The sequence below is a fragment of the Streptomyces sp. URMC 129 genome, assembly GCF_051386415.1.
Classification (GTDB): domain Bacteria; phylum Actinomycetota; class Actinomycetes; order Streptomycetales; family Streptomycetaceae; genus Streptomyces.
The window spans coordinates 1-22,667 of the sequence record NZ_JBPQTQ010000028.1 but is presented as its reverse complement, the minus strand read 5'-3'; the positions used below and the strand labels follow the sequence as shown (position 1 = coordinate 22,667).

Genomic DNA, 22,667 nt, shown 5'->3' with positions numbered 1-22,667 from the left:
TTCGGCGTCCGTGGTCACGGCTGCGCAGATCGCGCGGCTCGCAGGTGTGACCAGGGCCGCCGTCGCAAACTGGCGACGGCGTCATGACGACTTCCCGCCACCCGTGAGCGGGACGGCGGCAGGCCCACTCTTCTCGCTCCCCGAGGTGGAGAAGTGGCTTACGGGTCAGCGCAAGGGGCGGGGGGCCTCACCGGAAGTCGCTCTCTGGCAGTTCCTGCGCACGGCTCACGGTGACGACATGACCACCGCGCTCGCCCGCATCGGCTCCACGCTGAGCGGAGACGAGCCCCGTGCGTCCGGGGAGGTGCCCGACGAACTGTCCAGCGTGGTCGACCGACTCGTCAAAGAGAGATCCGCGCCTCAGCTCTTCGAGGACCTGGTCAGCCGGTACCTCGCCTCCGTCGGCCGAAGCGGTGCTCAGGCAGTTTCCTCGTCCCGGCTCGTCCGCGCCTTCGCTCACTTCGCGGGCACAGCGGACGGATTGGCGTACGATCCCACCTGCGGCATTGGCTCCCTCCTTCTCGCAGTGGCGGGCCCACGGACGACCCTGCTCGCCGGCCAGGACACCCACCCTGGCCTGGTGCGCCTGGCACGGCTGCGCACCGGCTTCGCTGACGGTCCTCCGGCGCAGGTGGAGGCTGGCGACTCGCTTCGGGACGACCGCCTCCCCGGCCTGCGGGCTCAACTCGTTGTCTGTGACCCGCCTCTGGGACAGCCCGACTGGGGGCGCGAGGATCTGTTGCTCGATCCACGCTGGGAACTCGGCGTCCCACCGCGCGCGGAGAGCGACCTCGCGTGGCTCCAGCACTGTTACTTCCACACAGCGCCTGGCGGACGCACGATCATCGCGCTGCCGCCGTCCGCCGCCTACCGCAAGAGCGGCCGCCGCATCCGCAGCGAACTCGTACGCAAGGGTCTCCTCGTTTCGGTCACCGCTCTCCCCGCCGGCTTCGCGAGCAGCCACAGCATGCCGCTGCTGTTGTGGAAGCTCCGCCGCCCCGCCAAGCCGGGCGACGAAGTCCGCTCTGTACGCATGGTCGACCTCACGGCCATCGATCCCGACGGCCCCCTCGACCCGGCTCCGGACCAGGTCGCCGATGTACCTCTGATCAACCTGCTCCGCGATGACGTCGACCTCAGCCCCACCACGTACGTCACCGCCACCCAGCCCGACTACCCCGATGAGTACGCAGAGCTGCGCCGAGCACTCGGAGAACAGCTTCGCGAACTTGCCGCACTGCTCCCGGCCCTCCCACCGGGGCCCGGCGCAGGCACGATGGAGGAACTGAATGCCGTCGATGTCAGTGACCTTGTCCAGGCGGGTCTGGTAGCCACGGAGGGCAGCGAAACCATCTCCACGACCGACCAGCTCGACACCGACTACCTGCGCGGATTCCTCCGCAGCGCCTGCAACACCCGCCGCAACACCTCCAGCACGGGAACGCACCGCGCCGACCTGCGGGGTGCGCAGCTTCCGCAGATGGACATCGAACAGCAACGCCGTTACGGGGAAGTCTTCCGCGAGTTGGGCGAGTTCGAGCGGAGGATCAAGGAAGTTGCCAAGATGAGCGACCGGGCCGCCCGGCTCGCCTACGACGGACTGACCAACGGCGCCCTCGCGCCGGACGTGACACGAGAAGGTGACAAGTGAGCGACACCAACCAGCAGTTGGCCGACTTCATCTGGTCGGTGGCCGACCTGTTGCGCGGGGACTACAAACGGTCCGAGTACGCCAAGGTCATCCTGCCGCTCACCGTACTGCGCCGACTCGACTGCGTACTGGAGGAGAAGGGCACCCGCCAGGCGGTCCGGGACCGCGCCGAGTCGTACACCGGGGAGCGCCCGCACGCACTGCTGCGGGCCGTGGCCGAGTTGCCCTTCTACAACGTCTCGAAGCAGGACTTCAAGACCATCGGCAGCGACGACAAGAACGTCTACACCAACCTGAAGGACTTCATCCGGGGCTTTTCCCCGGAGGCCACCGAGATCATCGACCGCTACGACTTCCACATCCAGATCGAGCGGCTGAACGACGCCGGCCTGCTGTACCAGGTGGTGAAGAAGTTCTCGGACATCGACCTCAGCCCGCGACGGGTCAGCAACCATGACATGGGCTACGTCTTCGAGGAACTCATCCGCAAGTTCGCGGACGCCTCGAACGAGACCGCCGGTGAGCACTTCACCCCGCGCGAGGTCGTCAAGCTGATGGTCGAGCTGCTGCTGGGACCAGACGACGAGGCGTTCCTCCGTCCTGGACAGGTCGTCGACATCCTCGACCCGGCCTGCGGCACGGGCGGCATGCTCGCCGCGGCCGAGGAGCACATCAAGGAACTCAATCCAGACACGAGGGTCAACCTGTACGGGCAGGAGATCAACGCCGAGTCGTACGCGATCTGCCGCTCCGACATGCTCCTCAAGGGACACGCTGCCGAGAACATCCGCTTCGGCAACTCCTTCACCCGCGACTGGCACGAGGACTTGCAGTTCAGGTACATGCTGGCCAACCCGCCTTTCGGCGTCGAGTGGAAGAAGTCTGAGAAGGCGGTGAAGGAGGAGCACGAGGAGAAGGGCTACGCCGGTCGCTTCGGCGCCGGACTGCCCCGCATCAACGATGGTTCCTTCCTCTTCCTCCAGCACATGCTCCACAAGATGAAGCCGCTGTCGAAGAACGAGAAGGGCGAACTGACTGGCGGCTCGCGTATCGCGATCGTCTTCAACGGCTCTCCGCTCTTCACGGGCGGGGCAGGGTCCGGAGAGTCGGAGATCAGGCGCTGGATCCTTGAGCAGGACTGGCTGGAGGCCATCGTCGGTTTGCCGGACCAGCTCTTCTACAACACCGGGATCTCCACGTACTTCTGGATTCTGTCCAACCGCAAGCCCAAGCAGCGCAAGGGCAAGGTCATCCTCCTGGACGCGCGGGGCGAGTGGGTCAAGCGCCGGAAGTCCCTCGGCGAGAAACGCAAGGAGATTTCGGAGGAGCAGATCCGCCACATCTGTGCCATGTACCGCGACGCCGAGCAGATCGCGGCGGATGAGAACCACCCCGACCACGCAAAGATCAAGATCCTTCGCAATGAGGAGTACGGCTACAAGCGCATCACCGTCGACCGCCCGCTCAAGCTCCGCTTCGAGGTCACTGAGGACGCGCTAGCCCATCTGGCCGACTCCGCCGCTCTCGGGAAGGTCTTCGGCGACAAGATGACCGACCCCGCGGAACTGGCCAAGCGGCAGCGGGAGTTCGCGGGCGCACTCAAGCCGCTGATCGGCCAAGTGTGGCGTACGAAGGCGGAGGCGTGGGACGCGCTGCACAAGGCGGTCAACGCGGCCGGCCTGCTCTGGCCCTCCTCCGCCACTTTCCAGAAGGCGCTGCGAGACGCGGTCGGTGTACGCGACCCCAAGGGCGAAGTGCAGTACGTGAAGGGCAAGCAGCCTGAGCACGACCCCGAGCTGCGCGACGCGGAGAACGTCCCACTGGAACAGGACATCGACGAGTATCTGGAGAAGGAGGTGAAGCCGCACGTCAAGGACGCGTGGATCACCGAGCTCAAGAACCCGAAGACCAAGACGACTGAGCGTTACAAGGTCGGCTACGAGATTCCGTTCACGCGGCACTTCTACGTGTACGAGCCGCCAAGGCCGCTTCCGGAGATTGACGCGGAACTGAAGTCGCTGGAGGCCGAGATTCAGGTACTGCTGGGCGAGGTGACAGCATGACGATCGTTGATTCGGTCTGGAGCACATGTCGCATCAAGCTTTTGGCGACGAAAATCGGGAGCGGTAAGACACCAGCGGGCGGCGCGGAGACGTATCAGAGTAATGGTGTCATTTTCCTGCGTAGCCAAAATATTCACTTTGATGGCCTACGCCTGGACGATGTTGCGTATATCGATGAAGTCGTTCATCGCGAAATGCGTGGAACCCGGGTGTTTCCAGGTGATGTTCTGCTGAACATCACGGGGGCCTCCCTTGGGCGCGTTACCTATTTTCCCGAGGGACTCGGCGAAGCCAACGTTAATCAACATGTGTGTATTATTCGGCCGAATGGTAATCTTGATTCGCGATATCTGGCCTATGCCCTGTCGACCCACCCATCCCAGGGACAGATTCTCTCCATGCAGGTGGGAGGAAATCGTGATGGGCTAAATTTTGAACAGGTCGGAAGCCTGGAGATTCCCGTTCCAGATATCGATGTGCAGCGCCGGATTGCCGACTTCCTCGATGCCGAGACCGCGCGCATCGACACATTGACCGAGCGGAAACGCAAGATGCGAGACCTCTTGGTACTGCGTCGCGAGCGGCTCATCGAAGAGGTTCTTGGGCTCGCTCGGCAGCGCAACGATCTTGTTCCCTTGAACTATGTGGCACAAGAAATTACTGTCGGTATCGTGATCACCCCCGCCAAGTGGTACGTGAATCGCGACGGAGTACCAGCACTTCGAGGTGTAAACGTACGACCGGGTAAAGTCGTGCGGGATGACATCGTGCAAATTAGCACCGAGGGGCATGCCGAGCATCGTAAATCCTCACTTCACGCTGGCGACGTCGTAGTTGTCCGAACCGGTCAGGCAGGTGCGGCCGCCGTCGTACCGCAGGACCTTGATGGCGCCAACTGTATCGACCTCATCTTGATCCGCCCAGGCGAAGGAATTTTCGCCCGCTATCTCGAGTATGTACTGAATTCTGAATATTCGCGCAGACATGTTGCAGAGTATTCGGTTGGCAGCATTCAGGCTCACTTCAATGTCGGCGCAATGAAAAAACTCCCCATTCCGCAGATTTCCATTGAAGAGCAGAAGCGTTTGACGGGCGAACTGGATAGGCAGGCAAGAGTGATTGAATCGCTGATGTCAAGGCTTGATGATCAGCTTGGAATTTTGATCGAACGCCGACAGGCGCTCATCACCGCTGCCGTCACCGGTCAGTTCGACGTGACCACCGCTCGCGGTACATCCATCGCTTGACGCCGCGCAACGCACCCCGCCGCTCCAGTCCCGTCCCACCCGCCCGAAGGAGGCACCACCGTGACCCCGACTCCTCGCTCGCGCCGCGTTGACGACGAGGCGGCCTTCGAGATCGCCGTCGAGGATGGCCTCCTTGCGCATGGCTGGGAGCGGGGGCTGGCCAACACCTACAACCACGAGCTCGGCATCGACACCTCCGAACTCGCCGCATTCCTCGGCGCGACGCAGAACGACGCCTGGCTCCGGCTCCAAGCGGAGTACGGCGCTGGCGAGAAGTTCTCGATCCAGCGGTTCGCCAAGCGGATTGCCCAGCAGATCGACTCTCGCGGCGTCCTAGACGTGCTCCGCCACGGCGTCGTCGACCAGCGGATCAAGTTCAAGCTGGCATATTTCCGACCCGCGCACACCCTCGCGGTCGGCGTGCTCGACAACTACAACGCCAACAGACTCACCGTCGTCCGGCAGTTCCACTACTCCGCGAAGACGCCCGCCAAGTCCGTCGATCTGGCCTTCTTCCTGAACGGGCTGCCGCTGGCCTCAGCCGAGCTCAAGAACCACACCACCAAGCACCCGCAGACCGCCGAGGACGCGATCCGCCAGTACCGCACCGCTCGCGACCCGAAGGAGCTGTTCTTCGCCAAGCGGACCCTGGTGCACTTCGTCGTCGACCCGACGCTGGCGTTCCTCACCACCCGTCTGGCCGGGCCCAAGACCCGCTTTCTCCCCTTCAACATGGGGTCGGGTGGGCCGGGTCAGATCGGCGGCGCGGGTAACCCTAGCCGCGCCGAGACCGACGGGACGTACCCGGTGTCGTACCTCTGGCAGCAGGTCTGGGCGCGGGACAACTGGCTGGAGTTGCTTGAGCGCTTCCTGCACATCGAGGACGAACAAGCGAAGGCTGGCAAGGCCCCCTCTCATCGTCCGGGCAGCGCGCACACGCAGCCGCTGATCTTCCCCCGGTTCCACCAGTGGCACGCCGTGCGACAGCTCACCGCACACGCGGCCCAGCACGGCGCCGGAGAGAACTACCTGATCCAGCACTCGGCGGGTTCCGGTAAGTCCAACACCATCGCCTGGCTGGCGCAGCGCCTGTCCTCCCTGCACACCCCCGAAGATCCTGCGCACCTGGGCGAGGCCGTTCGGGCCAAGGGGCTGGGCACCAATGAGCCGGTGTTCGACAAGGTCATCGTCATCACGGACCGCCGGGTCCTGGACAAGCAGCTCCAGGACACTATCTTCCAGTTCACTCACACCCCTGGCGTGGTGCAGCGGATCGATGAGGACTCCGCCCAGCTTGCCGAGGCGCTCACCGGATCCACGGCCCGGATCGTGATCACCACGCTCCAGAAGTTCCCGTACGTCCTGAAGAAGGTCGGCGGACTCGGCACCCTGCGCTACGCCGTGATCATCGACGAGGCGCACTCCTCCCAGGGCGGCGACGGCTCGGCGGCGCTGAAGAAGGCCCTCGGCGCGCACACCGTCGACGAGGACGGCGACCCGCTCACCGCCGAGGCGCTGGCGCGGGGCCAGCAGCCGAACATGTCGTTCTTCGCGTTCACCGCCACGCCCAAGCCCAAGACGCTCCACCTCTTCGGCGTCTCGGTTCCGGACAGTGACGAGTACGCGCCGTTCCATGTGTACTCGATGCGCCAGGCCATCGAGGAGGGCTTCATCCTCGATGTGTTGGGCACGTACGCCACCTACGCCACCTACTTCAAGCTGCAGCAGGCGGCGGCCGAGGAGGCCGAGCGACAGGTGGACCCGCGCAAGGCCCGCGCCAAGCTGGTGCGCGCGGCACTGCTCTCGGATGCCTCGATGGCCTCACGCGCGAAGATCATCCTGGAGCACTTCCGGTCGCACACCGCGGCCAAGCTTGGCGGACGTGCCAAGGCCATGGTGGTCACCCCCAGCCGTGAGCACACCGTACGTCTCTACCAGGCCATCCGCAGCCACATCGAGGAGCGCGGCCTCACCGACTGCGGCACTCTCGTGGCCTTCTCGGGTGCGGTAAAGATCGGCGGTATTGAGTACACCGAGTCCAAGCTCAACGGTTTCCCGGAGAAGGAGTTGCCCAGCCGCTTCGGCTACGTGCGCGCAGACGACCGGAGCGCCCCGACCGTACCCAAGCCGGAGTACCGCATCCTGGTCGTGGCGGAGAAGTACCAGACCGGCTTCGATCAGCCGCTGCTGACGACGATGTACGTCGACAAGCCCCTGGCCGGCGTCGCCGCCGTACAAACGCTCTCCCGGCTGAACCGTACCCATCCGCTCAAGTCCCAGGAGGACCTGTTCGTCCTGGACTTCGCCAACAAGCCCGACGTGATCCTGGATGCCTTCCAGAAGTACTACGAGGCGTCGCTGACCGAGATCACCGATCCCAACCTGCTCTTCGACCGGCAGGACGAGGTCATGGCCTACCAGCTGCTCATCGAGTCGGAGATGGATGCCCTCGTCAAGGCGTACTTCGAGGCCCTCGACGGTGGCCGGGCTACCGAGGAGCAGATCAAGAAGGCGCACGCAAAGCTGTACCACTACACCGCGCCAGCCATGGACCGCTTCAACGCGCTGGCCGCCCAAGAGCCCGACAAGGCGGAGGAGTTTCGGCGCGCTCTGGAGTCGTACGTCAAGGCATACGGCTGGCTGTCGCATGTCATCGGATTCGACAGTACGGAACTCGAACGGCTCTTCCAGTACGGGCGGTTCCTGCTCAGGCGGCTGCCGCGCCGAACCGGTACCGCCGCTGCCGACATAGGGGAGACGGTGCCCAGCCACATGCGGGTGCAGCAGACGGGCAACCCGGAGCTAAAGCTGGAAGCCGCCGGTGCCCAGGTGCTGCCCGGACTGGTGCCGGAGGCGGCAGGCTCCGCACCGGAGGTCGAAGAACGGTCTCTCATGGAGATCATCGACGAGCTGAACGAGGAGCACGGGGCAGGGCTCACCACGGCGGACCAGATCTTGCTCGGCCAGCTCGTCGTGACCATCGCCGAGGACCCGGACATGCAGCAGCTGGCCCTGGCCCAGGACTCGGAGACCTATGGCCGCGAACTCGCCAAGGACATGGACGGCTTCGTCATCAGGCAGGCTCAGTCCAACGACGCCTTGATGGTCCGCTACTTCGACGACGACAACGTCAACCGCCTGTTCAAGAAGGTGGCGACGGCACAGTCGTACAACCTCATCCGCCGCCCGGCGCGTCGGGAGGCCGACCGGCAAGCGACCGCGGAGCGCGCTGCCCAACTAAAAAGCGGCGCGCACAAGCGCACGGAACCGCCTGCGCCGTAGCCTTGTTACGCGGTCAGCGCAGCACTCGCACGGAGAGGGAACCCGATGGGCGACGTGACGCCGGCGCAGGACGGGGCGGAACCGGCGAGAGTGCTCGCCGGCCGCTACCGGTTCAAGGAGCCGGTCGGATCCGGCGGCATGAGCGACGTCTGGCAGGCGTACGACGAGCGGTTGGATCGGCGTGTAGCGGTCAAGTTGATGCGTGTCGAACAGTCTTCCGCTCCGTTCTCGGCTGGGCGAGCAGGCCACGATGAGGCGCTGGAGACCAGGCGCCAGCGCTTTCTGCGGGAGATCCGGACCACTGCTGACCTCCACGATCACCCCGGAATCCCGGCGGTGTACGACACAGGCGTCGATGACGAGACTGGTCAGTTGTACATCGTCATGCAACTGCTGAAGGGGCGTGAGGTCTCGACCTTAATCTGGGACACGGACTACGACGATGAGCCGCTACCGCTCGCGTGGGCAGCGGCCATCGGCGCGCAGATCGCCTCCGTCCTGGACGAGGTCCACCGCCGGGGCATCGTGCACCGCGACATCAAGCCGGCGAACCTGATGCTCACCCCCGGCGGAGTGGTCAAGGTGCTCGACTTCGGTGTCGCTGCCCTTCTCGGTGCCGGAACGCACCCCCATCTCACGCAGGAGGGCATGACGGTCGGCACGCCCGCGTACATCTCACCCGAGCAGTGTCTTGCCAACACGGTCAGCCCAGCCGCCGACATCTACGCCCTCGCCTGCGTGCTCTACGAACTGCTCACCGGGCGTACCCCTTTCACGGCCTCGGACGACCGTTCCTACCTCTGGCACCACGTGCACAGCGAACCGCCGTCTGTCAGGGCCCTTCGCCCTGATGTGCCCTACGAGATCGAGCAACTGTTGCGAGGCATGCTGGCGAAGGAGTCCGAGCAGCGACTCGCCGCAGCGGCTGTCTACGAAGCGCTCCTCCCCCACGCACTCAAGGGCACCCCGCCCGGCACTCTCCCGCTGCTGGCGTCCGATGGCCGAGATCTGGACCCTTGTCGGCCGTTCACCCGGCCCTTCGGCGGCTGGACCCACCTCACCGCAACAGACATACCAGTTCCTGCCCAGTCTCATGTCGCGACCAGACCACTGACGGACGACGAATTCGACGAGGTGGTCGACCGAGCGGCGAAGCTCACAGAGGAGGGCCAGTTCGCGCAGGCCGCAGACGTGCTCACGGACGCCCTGACACGTGCAGGGGACGACACCATGACCGAGGAGCTGAGTCTGTCCCTGGCCCATGTGCACTACCTGGGCGGATCCTTCCGCGAAGCCGCCGCACTCTTCGAGCGGGTTGGTGCGACGGTGAGCAGTCGATACGACACCGGCGACGCGTTGGTCCAGGAGTGCCGGTACTACGCGGCGCAGTGCCGCATGGAGCTCGGCGAGTCCACGGCGGCCCTCGCCGCATTCGGCGCCTATGTGCGGCAGGAGCCGGACGAACACGACCAGGGAGCTGTCGATCGCCATCTTGACGCGCTCGCCCGGATCATGCGTTTGGAAGCTGGCTCTGAACGGTTCTCTCAGGCGCACGCCGCCGCGATCGTCCTCCGTGATGCGATGGAACGTTACCGAGGCCCTCAAGCACCAGAGCTCGCGGAGATTGACGGCTTCCTCGCCAGGCTCCGTCGGCTCACCGATTGATTGATGCGGGGGGACCTCGCCAGCATCTCCGACAGCCCCGGCGTAGATCGGAGCGCCGCCCGACACGGTGCGGTTCACCTATTTCGCTAACTGTCTCGCTGCCGCGTCGGGGGCAATTCGACGTGTCGTCATCAGCCCCGAAGGCGGAGCATTCGTTCAGCGGCCGAGGACCGCCTCGCGTGCAGCGCGCGCGCAGAGGGACTGTTGGCGGGTGGTGAAGCCCATGCGGTTCCAGTGGAAGAGGACGTGCCTGGCCAGGATGCTGCGCAGCCCGAGGTAAAGGTTGCCCGCGTATGCAGCGTCTCCGAGTGCTCGTCCGCTGCTGCGTACGTCGATGACCCAGGTTCGCAGGGGCGTCAGGGGGCCGCCAGTGAGGAGGGCGTCCGTATCGAGGGCCAGGAGTCGCCGCAGTGAGGGTGCCATGCGGTCGAGCTGGTCGCGAGGCACGTCAGCGGGCAGTGGCCGGCGGCCCTCGACCCGCCCCCACACGTCCCCTTGTTCGCCCCACTCCAGTCCGGCGGCGCGCAGAAGGGCGGTGATGAGGAGGAAGGACATCTCTTTGGATCCCAGGAGATCGCCGGTGCTGTCCGTCGCATGCTGGTGGTAGTCGAGAACGCCGACGCTGTCTGCGTGGAACAGCGTGTGTGCGAGCGTCATGCCGTAGGGGCCGCCGAAGGCGAATGTCTCCGGCTCGTACAGGGTGGGCCACCATCGTTGGACGACGCCTCGGGATGCTGCGTGGTCGAGAGCTTCGGCGATGTGTCTGGCGGTGTCTTCGCTTCGCGCGTCCGTGTCCGGCTGGACGCGTAGGCGCCAGCAGGGGTACTTGCGCAAGAACCACCATGCTCCGACCGGTCCGGTGCGCAGGGACGGCAGGAGGGAAGAGCGAAAGGCGTGCTCCGCAGTGGGGTAGTCGGCGAACTCGATGTTCACCTGGTGCCAGCCCGCTGGTTGGGTGTCGAGTGCGGCCAGGCCCGCCGTGCGGTAGCGGTCAGCCATGTCGGCGAGCCGGGCCGGGGAGGTGTGGGCCCTGAGGGCGGCTTCGCCCACCGGCGTTCCGGTGAGGACGGACAGGATGGCGTCTTCCATCGCGGAGGCGTTCTTGTGGTCCACTTCGTCATCTCCTCAGCACAGGAGCAGGCAGGCGTCCCAGTCGGTGGCGGGCTCGGAGTCCGCTTCGGCGCTCTGGAATGCCAGGGCTGCTCCTGCGGTCCCTTCGAGAAGTCCGTCGTCCTCCGGAGGGCGGAGGGCGAGTAAGCGTTCGCGGAGCTCGGGGAGATGCGACTTGAACGCGGCGGGGTCCTCCGCGTCTTGCGCGACGCGTTGGACCGTGCGGAGCAGTCCTCCGACACCGTGGCATAGGCCGCGGTTGGTGAGTTGGTCGAGTTGGAGTGGATCGGAGAGGCATGCGAGGAGTGCCTGCTCGGCCATGCGTTGCTGGTGGGGGTCTCCGAGGGCGATGGCGGCGAGTTGCTGGGCGCGGGCCAGCCCCGGGGTGCCGTAACACCAGGATGGAGTGGCCGGGTGGTCGGGCACCGTGGTGGTCGCGGTGATCCATCGTGGCCAGCGGGTGCCAGCGTGATCGCTCTGACGTATCCGGTCCAGCCAGCGGCAGATCCGGAGCATCGCGTCGTGGTGGCCGGGCACGGTGATGCCGCGCCGTGCGGCGAGGGCGAGGAGTGCGAGCGGGCCGGTGATGCCGTGGGCCAGGCCGGCGTTGGCGTGGCCGCCGGGGATGGGTGCATCGAGGTGTGTAGGGCCGTGCCAGACCCACCAGCCCGGCAGGGCGCGTCCGTCGGGTCCGGTGATCGGCTCGGTGAGGCGTACCAGGTATTCCAGTACGCCCTTCAGCGGGTCGCCTTCGGGGGCGCGGCGCAGCAGGAGGGCGCCGAGTCCGGTCAGTCCGCGTAGCAAGTCGTACTCGGCGAAGCTGGTCTGGGTGCCCGAGTCGATGCGTGCGTGGGCGGTGTCCAGTCGGCGGCGGGTGTGCGTGGCGACGATCGTGTCGAGGGCATGCAGGGCGCCGGCGTATCGGTTGCTGTCGGCGGCGGCCAGGTGCAGGACGTAGGTCATCGCGGGTGCGCCGAGGAAGAGGCTCGCCTCGGTGCCTTCGATGAGGGGGCCATTGGCAGCGAGTTGGCTGTGCACGGCTAGCCAGGCGCCGGTGCCTTGGTGGGCCCGTTCGATGAGGAGCAGGGCGGTACCGAGCGGGTCGTGGGCGAGCGACTGCCGGGTGGCGTTCGACGACGAGGCGGTCGTCACCTCGGTGCTCCTTGGTGTCGTGCGGTCCATGACAGGGCGGCGGTGCGCGCCAGGCGGCGGCAGGTGGCCTCGCCGTCGGGGGCGATGCCGGCGGCTCGGTTGTGGTGCATGTGCAGGAGGGAGGGCAGGACTGCGAGAGAATCGGCGCCCTCGTGGGTGAGGGCGGTGCGGTACTGCTCCAGGGCAGTCCTGCGGCGGGCCCAGGTGGCGGCGACCCGGTCGCCTCCGGGGAGCGAGCGCAGCGTGGCGAGGCCGGTGTCCGGGGCGGACAGGCGTATCGCCTGGTTCTGTACGTCGCGGGCGGGCGCTATGCCGTCGGACTTCAGCAGGTTTTCCACCAGCCAGCGGTGGCCGGCCGCCGGGCTACCGGTGAAGGCCACCGCGATGTCCACAAGGCTGGCTGCGGTGACGGCCGGGCGCAGGTCGGCCGGGATGACGAGGGCCAACTGCGCGATTGCGGCGGCGGAGTCCGCGGCGAAGAAGTGCTCGGCGGCGTCGAGGACGTGTCCCGTTCCGTAGCGGCCGGTCTCGGGCTCGTCAGTGTCCCACTGGATGCGACTGATCAATCCGTCGTCACGGAGCGCCGCCGCCCAGGCTCCGACGCGCTGGGCGGTGTCGCCGAAGGCGTGCGGGCCGGGCAGTTTGATGCGGATGCGGAGGTGGGTGCCCAGGTCGCTGTAACGGGTGAACCACCATGACGGTGCGCCGTCATCCCACTGTTCGAACAACGTGGGCAGGTGCGCGGTCAGGATCTCCGCGGCGCGCTCCGGATGGCAGTAGAGCTTCAGATACGCCCACCGGGAGGTGCCGGGCAGGCGGCCGGAGTCACGGCGAACCACCGTTCCATGGAACGGAAGTGGGGTGGCGGGCGGAAGGGTGGAGGCGAACGGCATGGTGATCTCGTGTGCTCGGCCGAGCCAGCCGTACGCGTCCTCCTCCGGCGCCTCGTGCACAGTGACCGTGTGGGTGCGTTCTACTTCGATGTGGAGCATCCGCAGGTGTGTGGGGTCGTCGAGGTCGAGGCGCAGGCGTTGGTCGTCGGAGCCGACCAAGACCGTGCTTGGCACCCCGTAGCGGCAACGCCAGTCCATGAGTCGGCGCATCCGTCCAGTCCCATCGTGCGCGGCCAGATCGCGCTTCTTCAGTCGCCAGCAGGCCGGGGACAGGATCGTGCGGCCGACGCGGACCTCGGGCAGGAAGGGCAGTCGAGCGGCGGCTCCCCAGGCGAAGGGGGCCAGCACGGCGACGTGCGAGCGGTGGACCTCGGTCACGAAGCGGACCAAGGGGTGCGTGGCATTGGTGAGTTCCACGGCGTTCAGCACCGACGGCTCGACGCGCCTGCCGGTGGCGAGCGATACCAGGTAGAGGCGTTGGGAGTCCGCGCCGACGGCGAGATCGTCCAAGCGGAGTGTGGCGGCCGGGTCCTGCTCACCCAGGGAGAGCAGGTGCGGTACGACGGCGGGGGCGCGGCTGACGTTCTGGGTGCGCAACCGCAGTGGTGGGCTGGAGACTTGGGCCCGGACGGCGCCCGCGTCCAGGGTGGGCAAGGCGGCGTACGCGGCCAGCACGCGCTGTCGGTCGGCGTCTTCCAGCGTTGCCAGGAAACGACCCGTGGTGGTTCCGGCCGCCAGCGACAGGCCCGCGAGGGACAGTTCGAAGCGGCCCTGTTGCAAGGCGGCCTGGGATTTTGCGAGCACCGTGAAGCACAGCTCGACGTGCGCGGGGACTTGGGAGACATCGCCGACCGCCAGCGCGGCGAAGTCCTCTTCTGTGAGAACGATTTCGCGAGCACGGCTCGCTGCGGCGTCCTGGGCGAGTGCGAGGAGGTGTTCGTCCCGGCGGGTGGTCGCCAGAACGGGCCGGCTCAGGACGGAGTCCCGGTAGCCGACCGGGAACCCCAGGCCGATGTCGGGGTCGGTGAGATCTCGTACGGGGACCAGGGCGCCCATGCTGTACCGCTCCAGGAAGCGGGCGCGGTAGTCCTGCCAGGCCATGGGCCCGTTCGGGAACGGCGAGATGCGTGCCATGACTGCCAGGGCGCGCTCCGCCTCGCGGGCGACATCCGTGGGGAGAGCGATGTCGCAGTCGGGGCGCAGGTTCACCGCGAGGCCCCGTTCGGTCGCCCCGGTCACGGCCGTCATGCGTTGGGTCACCTCGGTGCGGATGGTCCGCTGCTCGTCGGCCGGTGCGGCGTCGTGGCGAGTGAGGAGCTGGTGGATCCGGCGGAGTTGCCCGATGGTGCGCACGGCCTCGGGGACGGCGTCCGCGCCGAGGGAGGCGAGTTGAGACACGGTGTGGCCGAGGGCGTCGTCGGTGGTCATGGGCGCCCGCAGGCTGGTGAGGAGAACGCGGTGCGCGACGAGGTGGCGCAGCATGTCCTCGATCACGGTGGTGGGGGTGTCGGGGTAGTCGGCCCGCAGCTTGTCCACGATGTCCTCGACCGTGATGGGGGTGCGGGCGAGGTCGAGCACGGTCTCAACGGCTGGGGTACGCCGCAGGGTCACTTCGAAGGGCCCGTCCGCTCCGGGCTGGTGCGGCACGACGACCTTGGTGCCTCGAACGAAGCAGGTGGGATCGGCCATGACAGGCAGGAGCCGCAGTAGGCCAGGGTGCGTCTCCAGGGCGGCGACCGCGTCGTTCAACCACTTCGCGTCCGCGCGGGCGGTGACGCGGTGCTGTGTTCCCCAACGGACTTCCACGGTGTCGCCAAGGCGTAGGGGCGCGGCTCCCGCGAACAGGCCGAAGGGAGTGGCGCGGTACCGCATCCGCAGGAGGTAGCGGATCAGGGACACGACGGCGCGCCGCACTGTACGGGGCCGCTGGATGTGGCCGGCGAGCACGCCGAGGACGGCTTCCGCCAGCGCAGGGCTGGCGACCTCGATAGCCGCCACCGTGGTCTCGTCCGCCCAGATCCGTTCCATCCACTGCCGCCAGCGGTGAACGTCGGCGGCGGTGTCGCCGTCCATGTCCGGCCAGGAGGGCGGCTCGGCCGCCAGCGGACGGGCCGCGGTTCTGATGAGCGCGGCGTCAATGGCATGGTACATCGCTGTGCCTCCTTCCTCGTCGCGGTGTGATGCTCGGTCCGGGGCGGCCTGTCGGTACCGCCCCGGACCCCGTGCCGCTGGATCAGCCGCCGATACAGGTGCTGTTGGAGCAGGCGGACTGACAGGTGGAGGTGCAGCCGTCGCCGGTGTCGTTGAGCAGGCCGGCCACGACCGGGGCGGAGGCGAGGACCTCGATGTCGAGGTCGAAATCTGAGTCGGCGTCGGGCGCGTACTCGGTACCGGTCTTGAGCGTTGCGCTGGTCTGGGGTGCCATCTCGTTCCTCCTGTGAATGTGCGGGTGGCTGTGTTTTTGCTGCCCTGGCCGCTGGTGCCGTCGGCGCTACGGCCAGGTGATCGCGATCCGCGTGTGTGGCCGGTCGATGACGCGGCCCGCGGGTAGCTGGTCGTCCGGCGTGTCTGCCGGATAGACCCCGATGCGGGCGTGGTTGCCGCGCTGCTCGCGGTTCCAGACCTGGATCTGCTCGACCATCCGGTCGCCGACCGCCCGTGCACGGGGGCCGTGGGCGATGACGCCGAGTTCGAACCGGTCGGGGTCGTCGGTTGGCCGGACCGTTCGGTAGGCGAAGCTGTCGCCCTCGACGAGCGTGGGAATGCCGTGCGGGGAGATCGACGCGACCAGCCCCCGGGCACGGGCCGCCGGCTTCCCGGTGAGGAGCGGGAGGTTGTCGAAGACGGTCGTCAGCCACAGGTCGAGGTGTTCGTTCGACTCGTCGCCCGCCAGCGTCACTCCGGACCACATCTCAACGCGCGGAGTGTTCAGGGCGGAGCCCAGGGCCTCGGCATCGGGCTCCGGGTGGCCGTCCAGCCGCAGACCGACCTCCTCGCCCTCAACGTCGTGCAGCAGCACTAGGCGGACCCTGTTCTCACCGGCCCCCTGCATCGGGACGAAGCCGCAGAGCTCGAACCCGTCGCTGACCAAACGGTCTCCACGGCGGACGAACGCGACTGTGCGCGTCATACCGCGCATCCGCAGCGGGACGACGAGCCGGCCGCCCTCCACGAGCTGCTCCCACCACGCCGGAGGGATGTCGGCGGCCTGCACCGTGACGATGACGCGGTCGTACGGGGCGTGCTCCGGTACTCCCGCCTCGCCGTCTCCCGTGACGACGCGGACCCGGCCTTCGTAGCCGGTCTCGTGCAGGAACTTCTCCGCGTGCCCCGTCACTTCCGGGTCGATGTCGGCGGTGACCACCAAGCCGTTCTCCCCGACGATCTCGGCGAGGTACGCGGCGTTGACACCTCCGGAACCGATCTCCAGAACGCGCATTCCTGGACGGATGTCACCCTGCTCGATCTGCATGGCTTGGATACGGGGCGCGGACACGGAGCTGAGCTGGACGCCGTCGGGGTCCGTCTTCGTGATCACGGCGTGTTCCACGCGGTAGGTCCTGGCCATGTCCTCGTCCGGGGTGGCGAGGTGGCGCGGGACCCTGCGGAACGCGGCCACGGCACGGCTGTCCCTGAGCGCCCCCATGCCGACGAGGTGCCTGACCATCTCGTCTCGCAACTGCTGTGCTGACACAGCGGATTTCATGTCGTCGGTCGTCATGTCGGGTGGTTCTCCACGGTTCTCCTTCTCGGCGATGCGCGCCGGGTCCGGACTGAGGCTGGCGGCAACGTTCGGTAGCGGCGCAGTACCAAGACAAACGGTGGAACCACGGCTCGCGGAAGGAACTGCTGCCGAACTTAGGTCGCACCAGCGAGGGCTGGGCCTGTGGCTCCGCGGCCGAACCCGGGCCTGCCCCTGGCAGGACGTCCCCGGGACGACGCGGACGGCGACTGTGGAACTTCTGCTGAACTTCCATGCCCACTCGCAGCCTGAGGGGCTGGGCGGCCGGGCACCCGCTGCCACACTGATCCTCGTGATGGAACTGAACGGACGACCCGCCGACCCCGAGTCCCTGAAGGCCCTGGCGCTGACCAACTATGGGCACTTCACCTCGATGCGCGTGGACGACCAGCGGGTACGCGGCCTCTACCTGCACCTGGAGCGGCTCGAACGGGATTGCCTGACCGTGTTCGGCGCCCAGCTCGACACCGACCGCGTACGGGAGTACGTGCGCCGTGCCGTGAGCGGGCAGGACGGATCGTTCGTGGTCCGGGTGAGCGTCTTCGACCCGGCCCTGGACATGGGGCACCCCTCATCTCCGGCGACCCCGCACATCCTGGTGACCACACGCCCCACCGGCCCGATGCCGCTGCCGCCGCTGCGCGTGAAAACCGTCCCGTACGTGCGCGACCTGCCCGCCGTCAAACACCTCGGCCTGTTCGGGGCCCTGCACGCCAGGCGCGCCGTGCAGCTGTCGGGCTTCGACGACGCGCTGTTCGCCGGGCCCGACGGCCTCGTGTCCGAGGGCGGCACCTGGAACGTCGGGTTCATCGACACCGACGGCGCCGTCGTGTGGCCCAAGGGCGAGGTCCTGCCGGGCGTCACCATGGCCCTGCTCCAGCAGCACCACGCCCATACGACGGCGCCCGTGACACTGGCCGAAGCACACGGGATGCGGGCCGCGTTCGCCACCAACACCAGCATCGGCGTCCGGGCGATCTCGGCCATCGACGACACCACGCTGCCGACCGAGCACCCGGTGCTGGCGTCGCTGCGCGACGCGTACCTGAGCCTGCCGGGCGACCCGGTCTAGGAGCCTTGCCATGGGGGTGGTCCGCTGGACCGGACGAGAGACGAAGGCGCTACGACTCGCCCACCGCATGACGGTCCGGGCGTTCGCCGCGCGGATCGGCGTGAGCGACCGCATGGTCTCCACATGGGAGAAGCGCGGTCTCGGCATCGTCCCGCGTCAGGGCACCCAGGCCGCGCTGGACACCCTGTTGTCCGTCGCCGGAACGGAGATCCAGGAGCGGTTCGCCACGCTGATCACCGAACAGGCCGCGTCCGGCGAGGATCCGCGCACGGAGACGTTACTCGCGGCCGACGTTCGCCAGCACCGGCGCCATCCTGTGGACGGCAAGCTGATGGTGCTGGTCGAGGAGGGCATCTATCTCTCCGGCCCGGGCAACGAGGCCCAGTGGCTGCCAGCGTTCTGGATCGACGTCTTCCCCACTACGAACGCCGACTACGCCCGGTACGTCCAGGACGCTGGCGCGGCGCCACCCCGGCACTGGGGCAGTGACGGACGGTGCCCGGACAGCGTCCACGACCACCCCGTGGTGTGGGTGACCTGGCACGAGGCCGCCGCCTACGCCGCCTGGGCGGGCAAGTCGCTGCCGACCAGCCGGCAGTGGGAGAAGGCCGCTCGCGGCCCCCGGGGCAACGCATATCCATGGGGCGACTCCGCGACCGCCGCCAAATGCAACGTTCGCGAATCCGGGATAGGGCACACGACCTCGGTCAGCCGCTATCAGAGCGGGGTGAGCCCAACGGGCGTCTTCGACCTGTGCGGCAACGTCTGGGAATGGTGCGCCACCGAGTCCCGGCCGGGACGCTACCAACTGAAGGGCAGCGCCTTCACTAGTCCGTTCGAACTCGCCGCGCCGTCCTCGTTCAACGACGCGTCCGGGACCATGCGGGACGATGACACCGGCTTCCGCTGCGTCGTGGCGGTAGAGGGCATGCCGCCTGCCGACTGACCGCATTGGGTGTGAGCCCCGTGAAAACAGTGACCGCCCGGTTCTGGGCATCCGGCGCCAGCGGTCATCGGAGCCTCCGCGCTGAGTCGGCGGTGTCGGCTTGGCGAGGTACGCGTGAGACTGGCCGTCGCGTCCGCCCGGGTGCTGCCTGCCTCCTGGTGAGGCGGAGCACGCGCCAGGTGAGGACCTCGGCGGGCGATCGTGCATCTTCCAGGCTCCGCTGGCCGAGGGCTTGTTGGAGGATTCGTTCCGGCTGGTGACCAGCCCCTTCGGCGTCGGCGAGCGCGGCGACCAGAGAGCCCCAGGCAGGGTCGTCGAGGATCTGCCGGGCGTGGCCGGATGCGCCCTCGTGTATCTGTCGGGTGAATCGTTCGATGGTCTGCCGTGGTGGCCTGCGGTGGGCGAGCGCTGTCAGGGGCGCTGCGGCGGCTTGGGCGTATGCGGCTTGCAGGTGGACGAGGGTCTGGCGTGCACTGATGACTTGCTGGTCGTGGTGTCGGAGTTCGTGCCAGCGTAGGGCAGCGATCACGATGAGGAGCGCAGCGTCGAGGAACATCGCGAGCCCGGCGCCGTCGCCAGCCACAGGTTCGGTCCGCATGCCGCGTATGGCTCGGCGGAGGGAGCGTGCGTGGTGGTGCTCGGCTCGGATGCGGGAGCGGGTGGCGCGTTCGAAGGCGTTGGCGGCTCGCCGGAGTTGGGGCCGGATGTCCTGCGGGGCGAGGAGGGGCAGGATATCGAGGGCTTCGCCGAAGGCGACGAGGTGAGCCTGGACCGCTTTGTCGTTCGCTTGGTCGAGGTGGAGGGGGACGCGTTCGACTGCTGCGGTGGCCTGGTGCCATGGCTCGGGACTGCGCGGCCCCCTCGGCCCTTCTTCTGTGGCGGCCAGCCGCTCGCGGATCTTGGGAAAGGACAGGTCGGGGGCGAGTTTGGAGCCGGAGAACCAGATGGGCTCGCCAGTGGCGTTGGTGTCGCCGTCAAGGGCGACCTTGTAGCCGCGTATGTCGCCGGAGGGGAATCGCTGGGTCTCGATCAGCACGCTGCCGGTGCCGGCTAGGATGCCGAGGAACTCCTCAGGGGTGGTGGCGACCGAAAGTGCGGTGCGGACGGCGACGCGCAGACGTTCTCGCGCCGTTGCCTGGTGCCCGGTGCGGTGAGCTTTCTCCTGCTCGGCGCGGGTGGGGCGCTGTGCGGCAGTGCGGTCGCCACGGGCGACTTGGCGGAGTCCGTATTCATACTCGATGGAGGCGAGTTCCTTGTCTGCGGTGAGGTAGTCGTTCCAGTGGCGGGCGGGGCGCAGGTCGCTGCGGATCTTGGTCGCGGCGATGTGGATGTGGTCCTCGGCGTGGCGGACGGCGACCCAGCGGCAGCCGTCCGGGTCGCCGTCAGGTGCGATACCGGTGGCGTGCACGACGCGGCGGGCGATGTCGGCCCACTCCTGGTCGCTGAGGAGGCGGTCCTCGGGCGCGGCACGTAGGGAGCAGTGCCACACGTGCCGCTTGGGGGCACGGTCGCCGGCCTGCTTCACCCGGAGGTCGAGGGCCTTCACGAGTTGCTTCTTGGTGGCGTTGAAGTCAGGGGAACGGCCGGGGTCGGGGGCGAAGCCGTCCCAGGAGGCGACCAGGTGCGGGTCGGTATGCTCGTTGGCCTTGCCGGGGCCGTAGAGATAGGCGATCAGTTTGCCGGTGTCCTGACCACCGGTGATCTTGGCGATCACTCCGTTGCGGCCTTTCCGGCCACCGCACTGTACGAGGCTGCGTCAATGGCGGCCACGGTGGCGCGGACGGTGTCCAGGAGCCGATGGGCGCGGGACAGGACGGCAGTGTCCACAGGGTGTGGTTGGCCGCCGGAGTTCAGGACCCGGGCGATCCGGTTAACGTTGGTGCCGATCTTCGCGACCTGGGCACGCAGGGCGTTCAGCTCGTCGATGTAGTCGTCGATCGCGGTGCGTTGGCCGGGCAGAGCGAGGTCGCCTTCGAGGTAGGCCATGACAGCGGCTCCGACGAGGTGGGCGCCGGCGATGTTCATCGAGCGAGCTTTTGCAGTGATCGCCTGTTTTTCGGCGACGCTGTAGCGGACGTCGACTCGCTGGGTGCGCTGGACATCGTCGCGCTGGCGGCGGCGGGCGACGCGGCGCAGAGCTGCTTCATCAGCGGCACGCGGCAGCAGCGGGCCGACGACGGTCTCCCCCTCGGGCACCCCCTGGTGCCCGAGCTCCTCCGCCACCCCAGGGGCGGAAACCGCGTTGGCCCGGCCCTTGGACGGTCCAACGCCATACCTTGCTCCGCTGTCGGCGGGCGGGGTTGTCGTCTCGGGGTGGTTTTCGTCGGGCATGGAGCGGCTCCTGTGTGTGGTGGCTGGGTGGGCTGGAGTCGTCCCAGTCGTCGCGTGGCTGGTCAGGGGTGGGACGGGTCGCGGGCGCGGGACGGGTGGAGTCGTCGCGGCGGGACGAGTCGTCCCCGCGCTGGGCTGCGCGGGGACGACTGGGACGGGTCAGCGGTCTGCGGGCGGGGGTTCGGCGCAGTAGCGCAGCCAGGCGTCGGTGAACTTGTTGCGGGTGAAGCCCTTGGCCTGGTTGCCGTCGGGGAAGCGGATGTTGGACGAGGAGATGCCGTGGTCGCGCAGGAGGAGTTGCAGGCCGCGGGGCGTGAGGCCGTTGAGGCCGTACTCGGCCCACGGGGCTTCGGGATCGTCGCGCAGGGCGGCGATCAGGCGCGTGGTGGGCAGGGCGGGCGGGTCGCCCAGGGCGGTGAAGGCGCGGCGGATGTCGGCCAGGAGGCGGGTGCCGAGACCAGTCTCGCGCTCCTGGGCCTCCTCGGCGGCGGTCATCGATCGGCAGGCGGCGCGTGCCCGCTCGGGCCAGTGGCCGCCGGCGAGGTCGGCGACGGCGATGAGGGGCTCCCAGGTGTCCGCCGCGCGGTCTTCCACGGGCATGTGCGGTTCCAACCGTGCTGCCTCGTCCATCACGTCGGCGGACCAGGCCGTGAACTGCTCGCGCAGGGCGTGGAGTTCGGGAACGTCGCGGCGGGTGCGGAAGGAGGCGACGGTCTCTCCGGGGGCGCGGCGGCGCATCCGGACGACGATGGCGCGGTCCATGATCGTGTCGGGCAGGTCGCCGATCCCGGCCAGTGCCGCCATCGCGAACGTGGGGAAGGCCATCACCTTCTGCTCGGGGCCGCCGATCCGCAGGGTGGGGCGGTTGCGCTGGTGCCCGGCGTTGAGCAGGCCACGCAGGTCCTCGTTGCGCTCGGCCGCCTTGACGCTGCCGAAGAGGGTGTCGGCCTCGTCCACCAGCAGGGTCGGCGGGCGGCTGGTGATGGAGCGGAAGATGGCCGCCGCCGAGGCGTTGACCGTGATCACAGGCCGGTGGACCGTCTCGGTGACCACGTCCAGCAGCCGCGACTTCCCGCACCGCTTCACCGGACCGAGGATCGCGAGGCGCGGCGCGTGCTGGAACGCGTCCTGCAGGTGCGTCGCGGCGGTCCACAGCACCACCGCGTCCAGGGCCTGCTCGTTCGGCAGGATGACGTAACGCGCGATGAGACGCCGCAGATCGTCGAGCAGCTCCGCTCCCGGACCGGGGGCGGGGACGGTCCGGTCCGCCGGTCCGTCCGAACCGCCGTCCGCGGACCGGGGGCTGCGGTCCGCCGAACTCGGGGACGGACCGGGGACCGTTCCGCCGGAGAGCGGCGCCGTCCGCTGTCCCTCCGGACCGGCGGACCGGCTGGGCGGACGGGTTGCGGACCGGTCCGCAGCCGATGCGGACCGGTCCCCTAGTGTCCTGAGTCGGAGATTCGTCGGCAGTAGGTGGCGACCTTGTCGAGGATTTCGTCGGCGGTTTTGGTCC

General features: G+C 67.9%; 15 protein-coding genes. 7 read left to right on the top strand and 8 right to left on the bottom strand.

The annotated features are described in order from the left end of the window. The first annotated feature begins 238 nt into the window (after positions 1 to 238). From ACSNOC_RS08505 to ACSNOC_RS08485, 5 genes are read left to right on the top strand one after another with little or no spacing between them, the layout of a single operon-like run. Positions 239 to 1,651: an HsdM family class I SAM-dependent methyltransferase gene (locus ACSNOC_RS08505; protein WP_436746668.1), complete on the top strand. Its 1,413-nt coding sequence runs from the start codon at positions 239 to 241 to the stop codon at positions 1,649 to 1,651. Further along, positions 1,648 to 3,714, top strand: coding sequence for a type I restriction-modification system subunit M (locus ACSNOC_RS08500; protein WP_436746667.1), 2,067 nt, complete (start codon positions 1,648 to 1,650; stop codon positions 3,712 to 3,714). Before ACSNOC_RS08505 ends, ACSNOC_RS08500 begins: the two co-directional genes overlap by 4 nt. After that, positions 3,711 to 4,961, top strand: coding sequence for a restriction endonuclease subunit S (locus ACSNOC_RS08495; protein ID WP_436746666.1), 1,251 nt, complete (start codon positions 3,711 to 3,713; stop codon positions 4,959 to 4,961). The genes ACSNOC_RS08500 and ACSNOC_RS08495 overlap by 4 nt, the downstream gene beginning before the upstream one ends. Positions 4,962 to 5,021: 60 nt before the next feature. Further along, the gene (locus ACSNOC_RS08490) at positions 5,022 to 8,243 is read left to right on the top strand and encodes a type I restriction endonuclease subunit R (protein ID WP_436746665.1); all 3,222 of its coding nucleotides are present in this window, start codon (positions 5,022 to 5,024) and stop codon (positions 8,241 to 8,243) included. Positions 8,244 to 8,288: 45 nt separating this feature from the next. Further along, positions 8,289 to 9,908, top strand: coding sequence for a protein kinase domain-containing protein (locus ACSNOC_RS08485; RefSeq protein ID WP_436746664.1), 1,620 nt, complete (start codon positions 8,289 to 8,291; stop codon positions 9,906 to 9,908). A 156-nt stretch (positions 9,909 to 10,064) separates the two neighbouring features. Here ACSNOC_RS08485 and ACSNOC_RS08480 read toward each other — a convergent pair whose 3' ends face one another. The 5 genes from ACSNOC_RS08480 to fxlM form a co-directional block, all read right to left on the bottom strand. Continuing rightward, the gene (locus ACSNOC_RS08480; RefSeq protein WP_436746663.1) at positions 10,065 to 11,021 is read right to left on the bottom strand and encodes a thiopeptide-type bacteriocin biosynthesis protein; all 957 of its coding nucleotides are present in this window, start codon (positions 11,019 to 11,021) and stop codon (positions 10,065 to 10,067) included. Positions 11,022 to 11,033: 12 nt separating this feature from the next. Continuing rightward, the gene (locus tag ACSNOC_RS08475; protein WP_436746662.1) at positions 11,034 to 12,170 is read right to left on the bottom strand and encodes a lanthionine synthetase C family protein; all 1,137 of its coding nucleotides are present in this window, start codon (positions 12,168 to 12,170) and stop codon (positions 11,034 to 11,036) included. Beyond that, positions 12,167 to 15,214: a lantibiotic dehydratase gene (locus ACSNOC_RS08470; RefSeq protein WP_436746661.1), complete on the bottom strand. Its 3,048-nt coding sequence runs from the start codon at positions 15,212 to 15,214 to the stop codon at positions 12,167 to 12,169. Before ACSNOC_RS08470 ends, ACSNOC_RS08475 begins: the two co-directional genes overlap by 4 nt. Before the next feature lie 82 nt (positions 15,215 to 15,296). Beyond that, positions 15,297 to 15,488: an FxLD family lanthipeptide gene (locus ACSNOC_RS08465; protein ID WP_436746660.1), complete on the bottom strand. Its 192-nt coding sequence runs from the start codon at positions 15,486 to 15,488 to the stop codon at positions 15,297 to 15,299. Positions 15,489 to 15,554: 66 nt separating this feature from the next. Further along, positions 15,555 to 16,784 (bottom strand): methyltransferase, FxLD system, encoded by a 1,230-nt coding sequence (fxlM, locus tag ACSNOC_RS08460; RefSeq protein ID WP_436746659.1) that lies wholly within the window; start codon positions 16,782 to 16,784, stop codon positions 15,555 to 15,557. 316 nt (positions 16,785 to 17,100) lie between these two features. Between fxlM and ACSNOC_RS08455 the strand changes: the two genes are divergently transcribed. Together ACSNOC_RS08455 and ACSNOC_RS08450 are read left to right on the top strand one after the other, a co-directional pair. Further along, positions 17,101 to 17,877, top strand: coding sequence for an aminotransferase class IV family protein (locus ACSNOC_RS08455; RefSeq protein WP_436746691.1), 777 nt, complete (start codon positions 17,101 to 17,103; stop codon positions 17,875 to 17,877). 10 nt (positions 17,878 to 17,887) lie between these two features. Further along, positions 17,888 to 18,823, top strand: a complete 936-nt coding sequence (locus ACSNOC_RS08450; protein WP_436746658.1) for an SUMF1/EgtB/PvdO family nonheme iron enzyme — start codon at positions 17,888 to 17,890, stop codon at positions 18,821 to 18,823. Between the two features lie 64 nt (positions 18,824 to 18,887). On the opposite strand, the gene ACSNOC_RS08445 is transcribed toward ACSNOC_RS08450, so the two are convergent. From ACSNOC_RS08445 to ACSNOC_RS08435, 3 genes are all read right to left on the bottom strand, one after another. Further along, entirely contained in the window at positions 18,888 to 20,537 is a 1,650-nt protein-coding gene (locus ACSNOC_RS08445) for a relaxase/mobilization nuclease domain-containing protein (protein WP_436746657.1), read from the bottom strand. Further along, a complete protein-coding gene (locus ACSNOC_RS08440) occupies positions 20,534 to 21,154 on the bottom strand; it encodes a plasmid mobilization relaxosome protein MobC (protein ID WP_436746656.1) in 621 nt (206 codons plus the stop codon). The genes ACSNOC_RS08445 and ACSNOC_RS08440 overlap by 4 nt, the downstream gene beginning before the upstream one ends. A gap of 159 nt (positions 21,155 to 21,313) precedes the next feature. Then, on the bottom strand, positions 21,314 to 22,624 hold the full coding sequence (locus tag ACSNOC_RS08435; RefSeq protein WP_436746690.1) for a DUF3631 domain-containing protein: 1,311 nt from the start codon (positions 22,622 to 22,624) through the stop codon (positions 21,314 to 21,316). Positions 22,625 to 22,667: the final 43 nt, after the last annotated feature.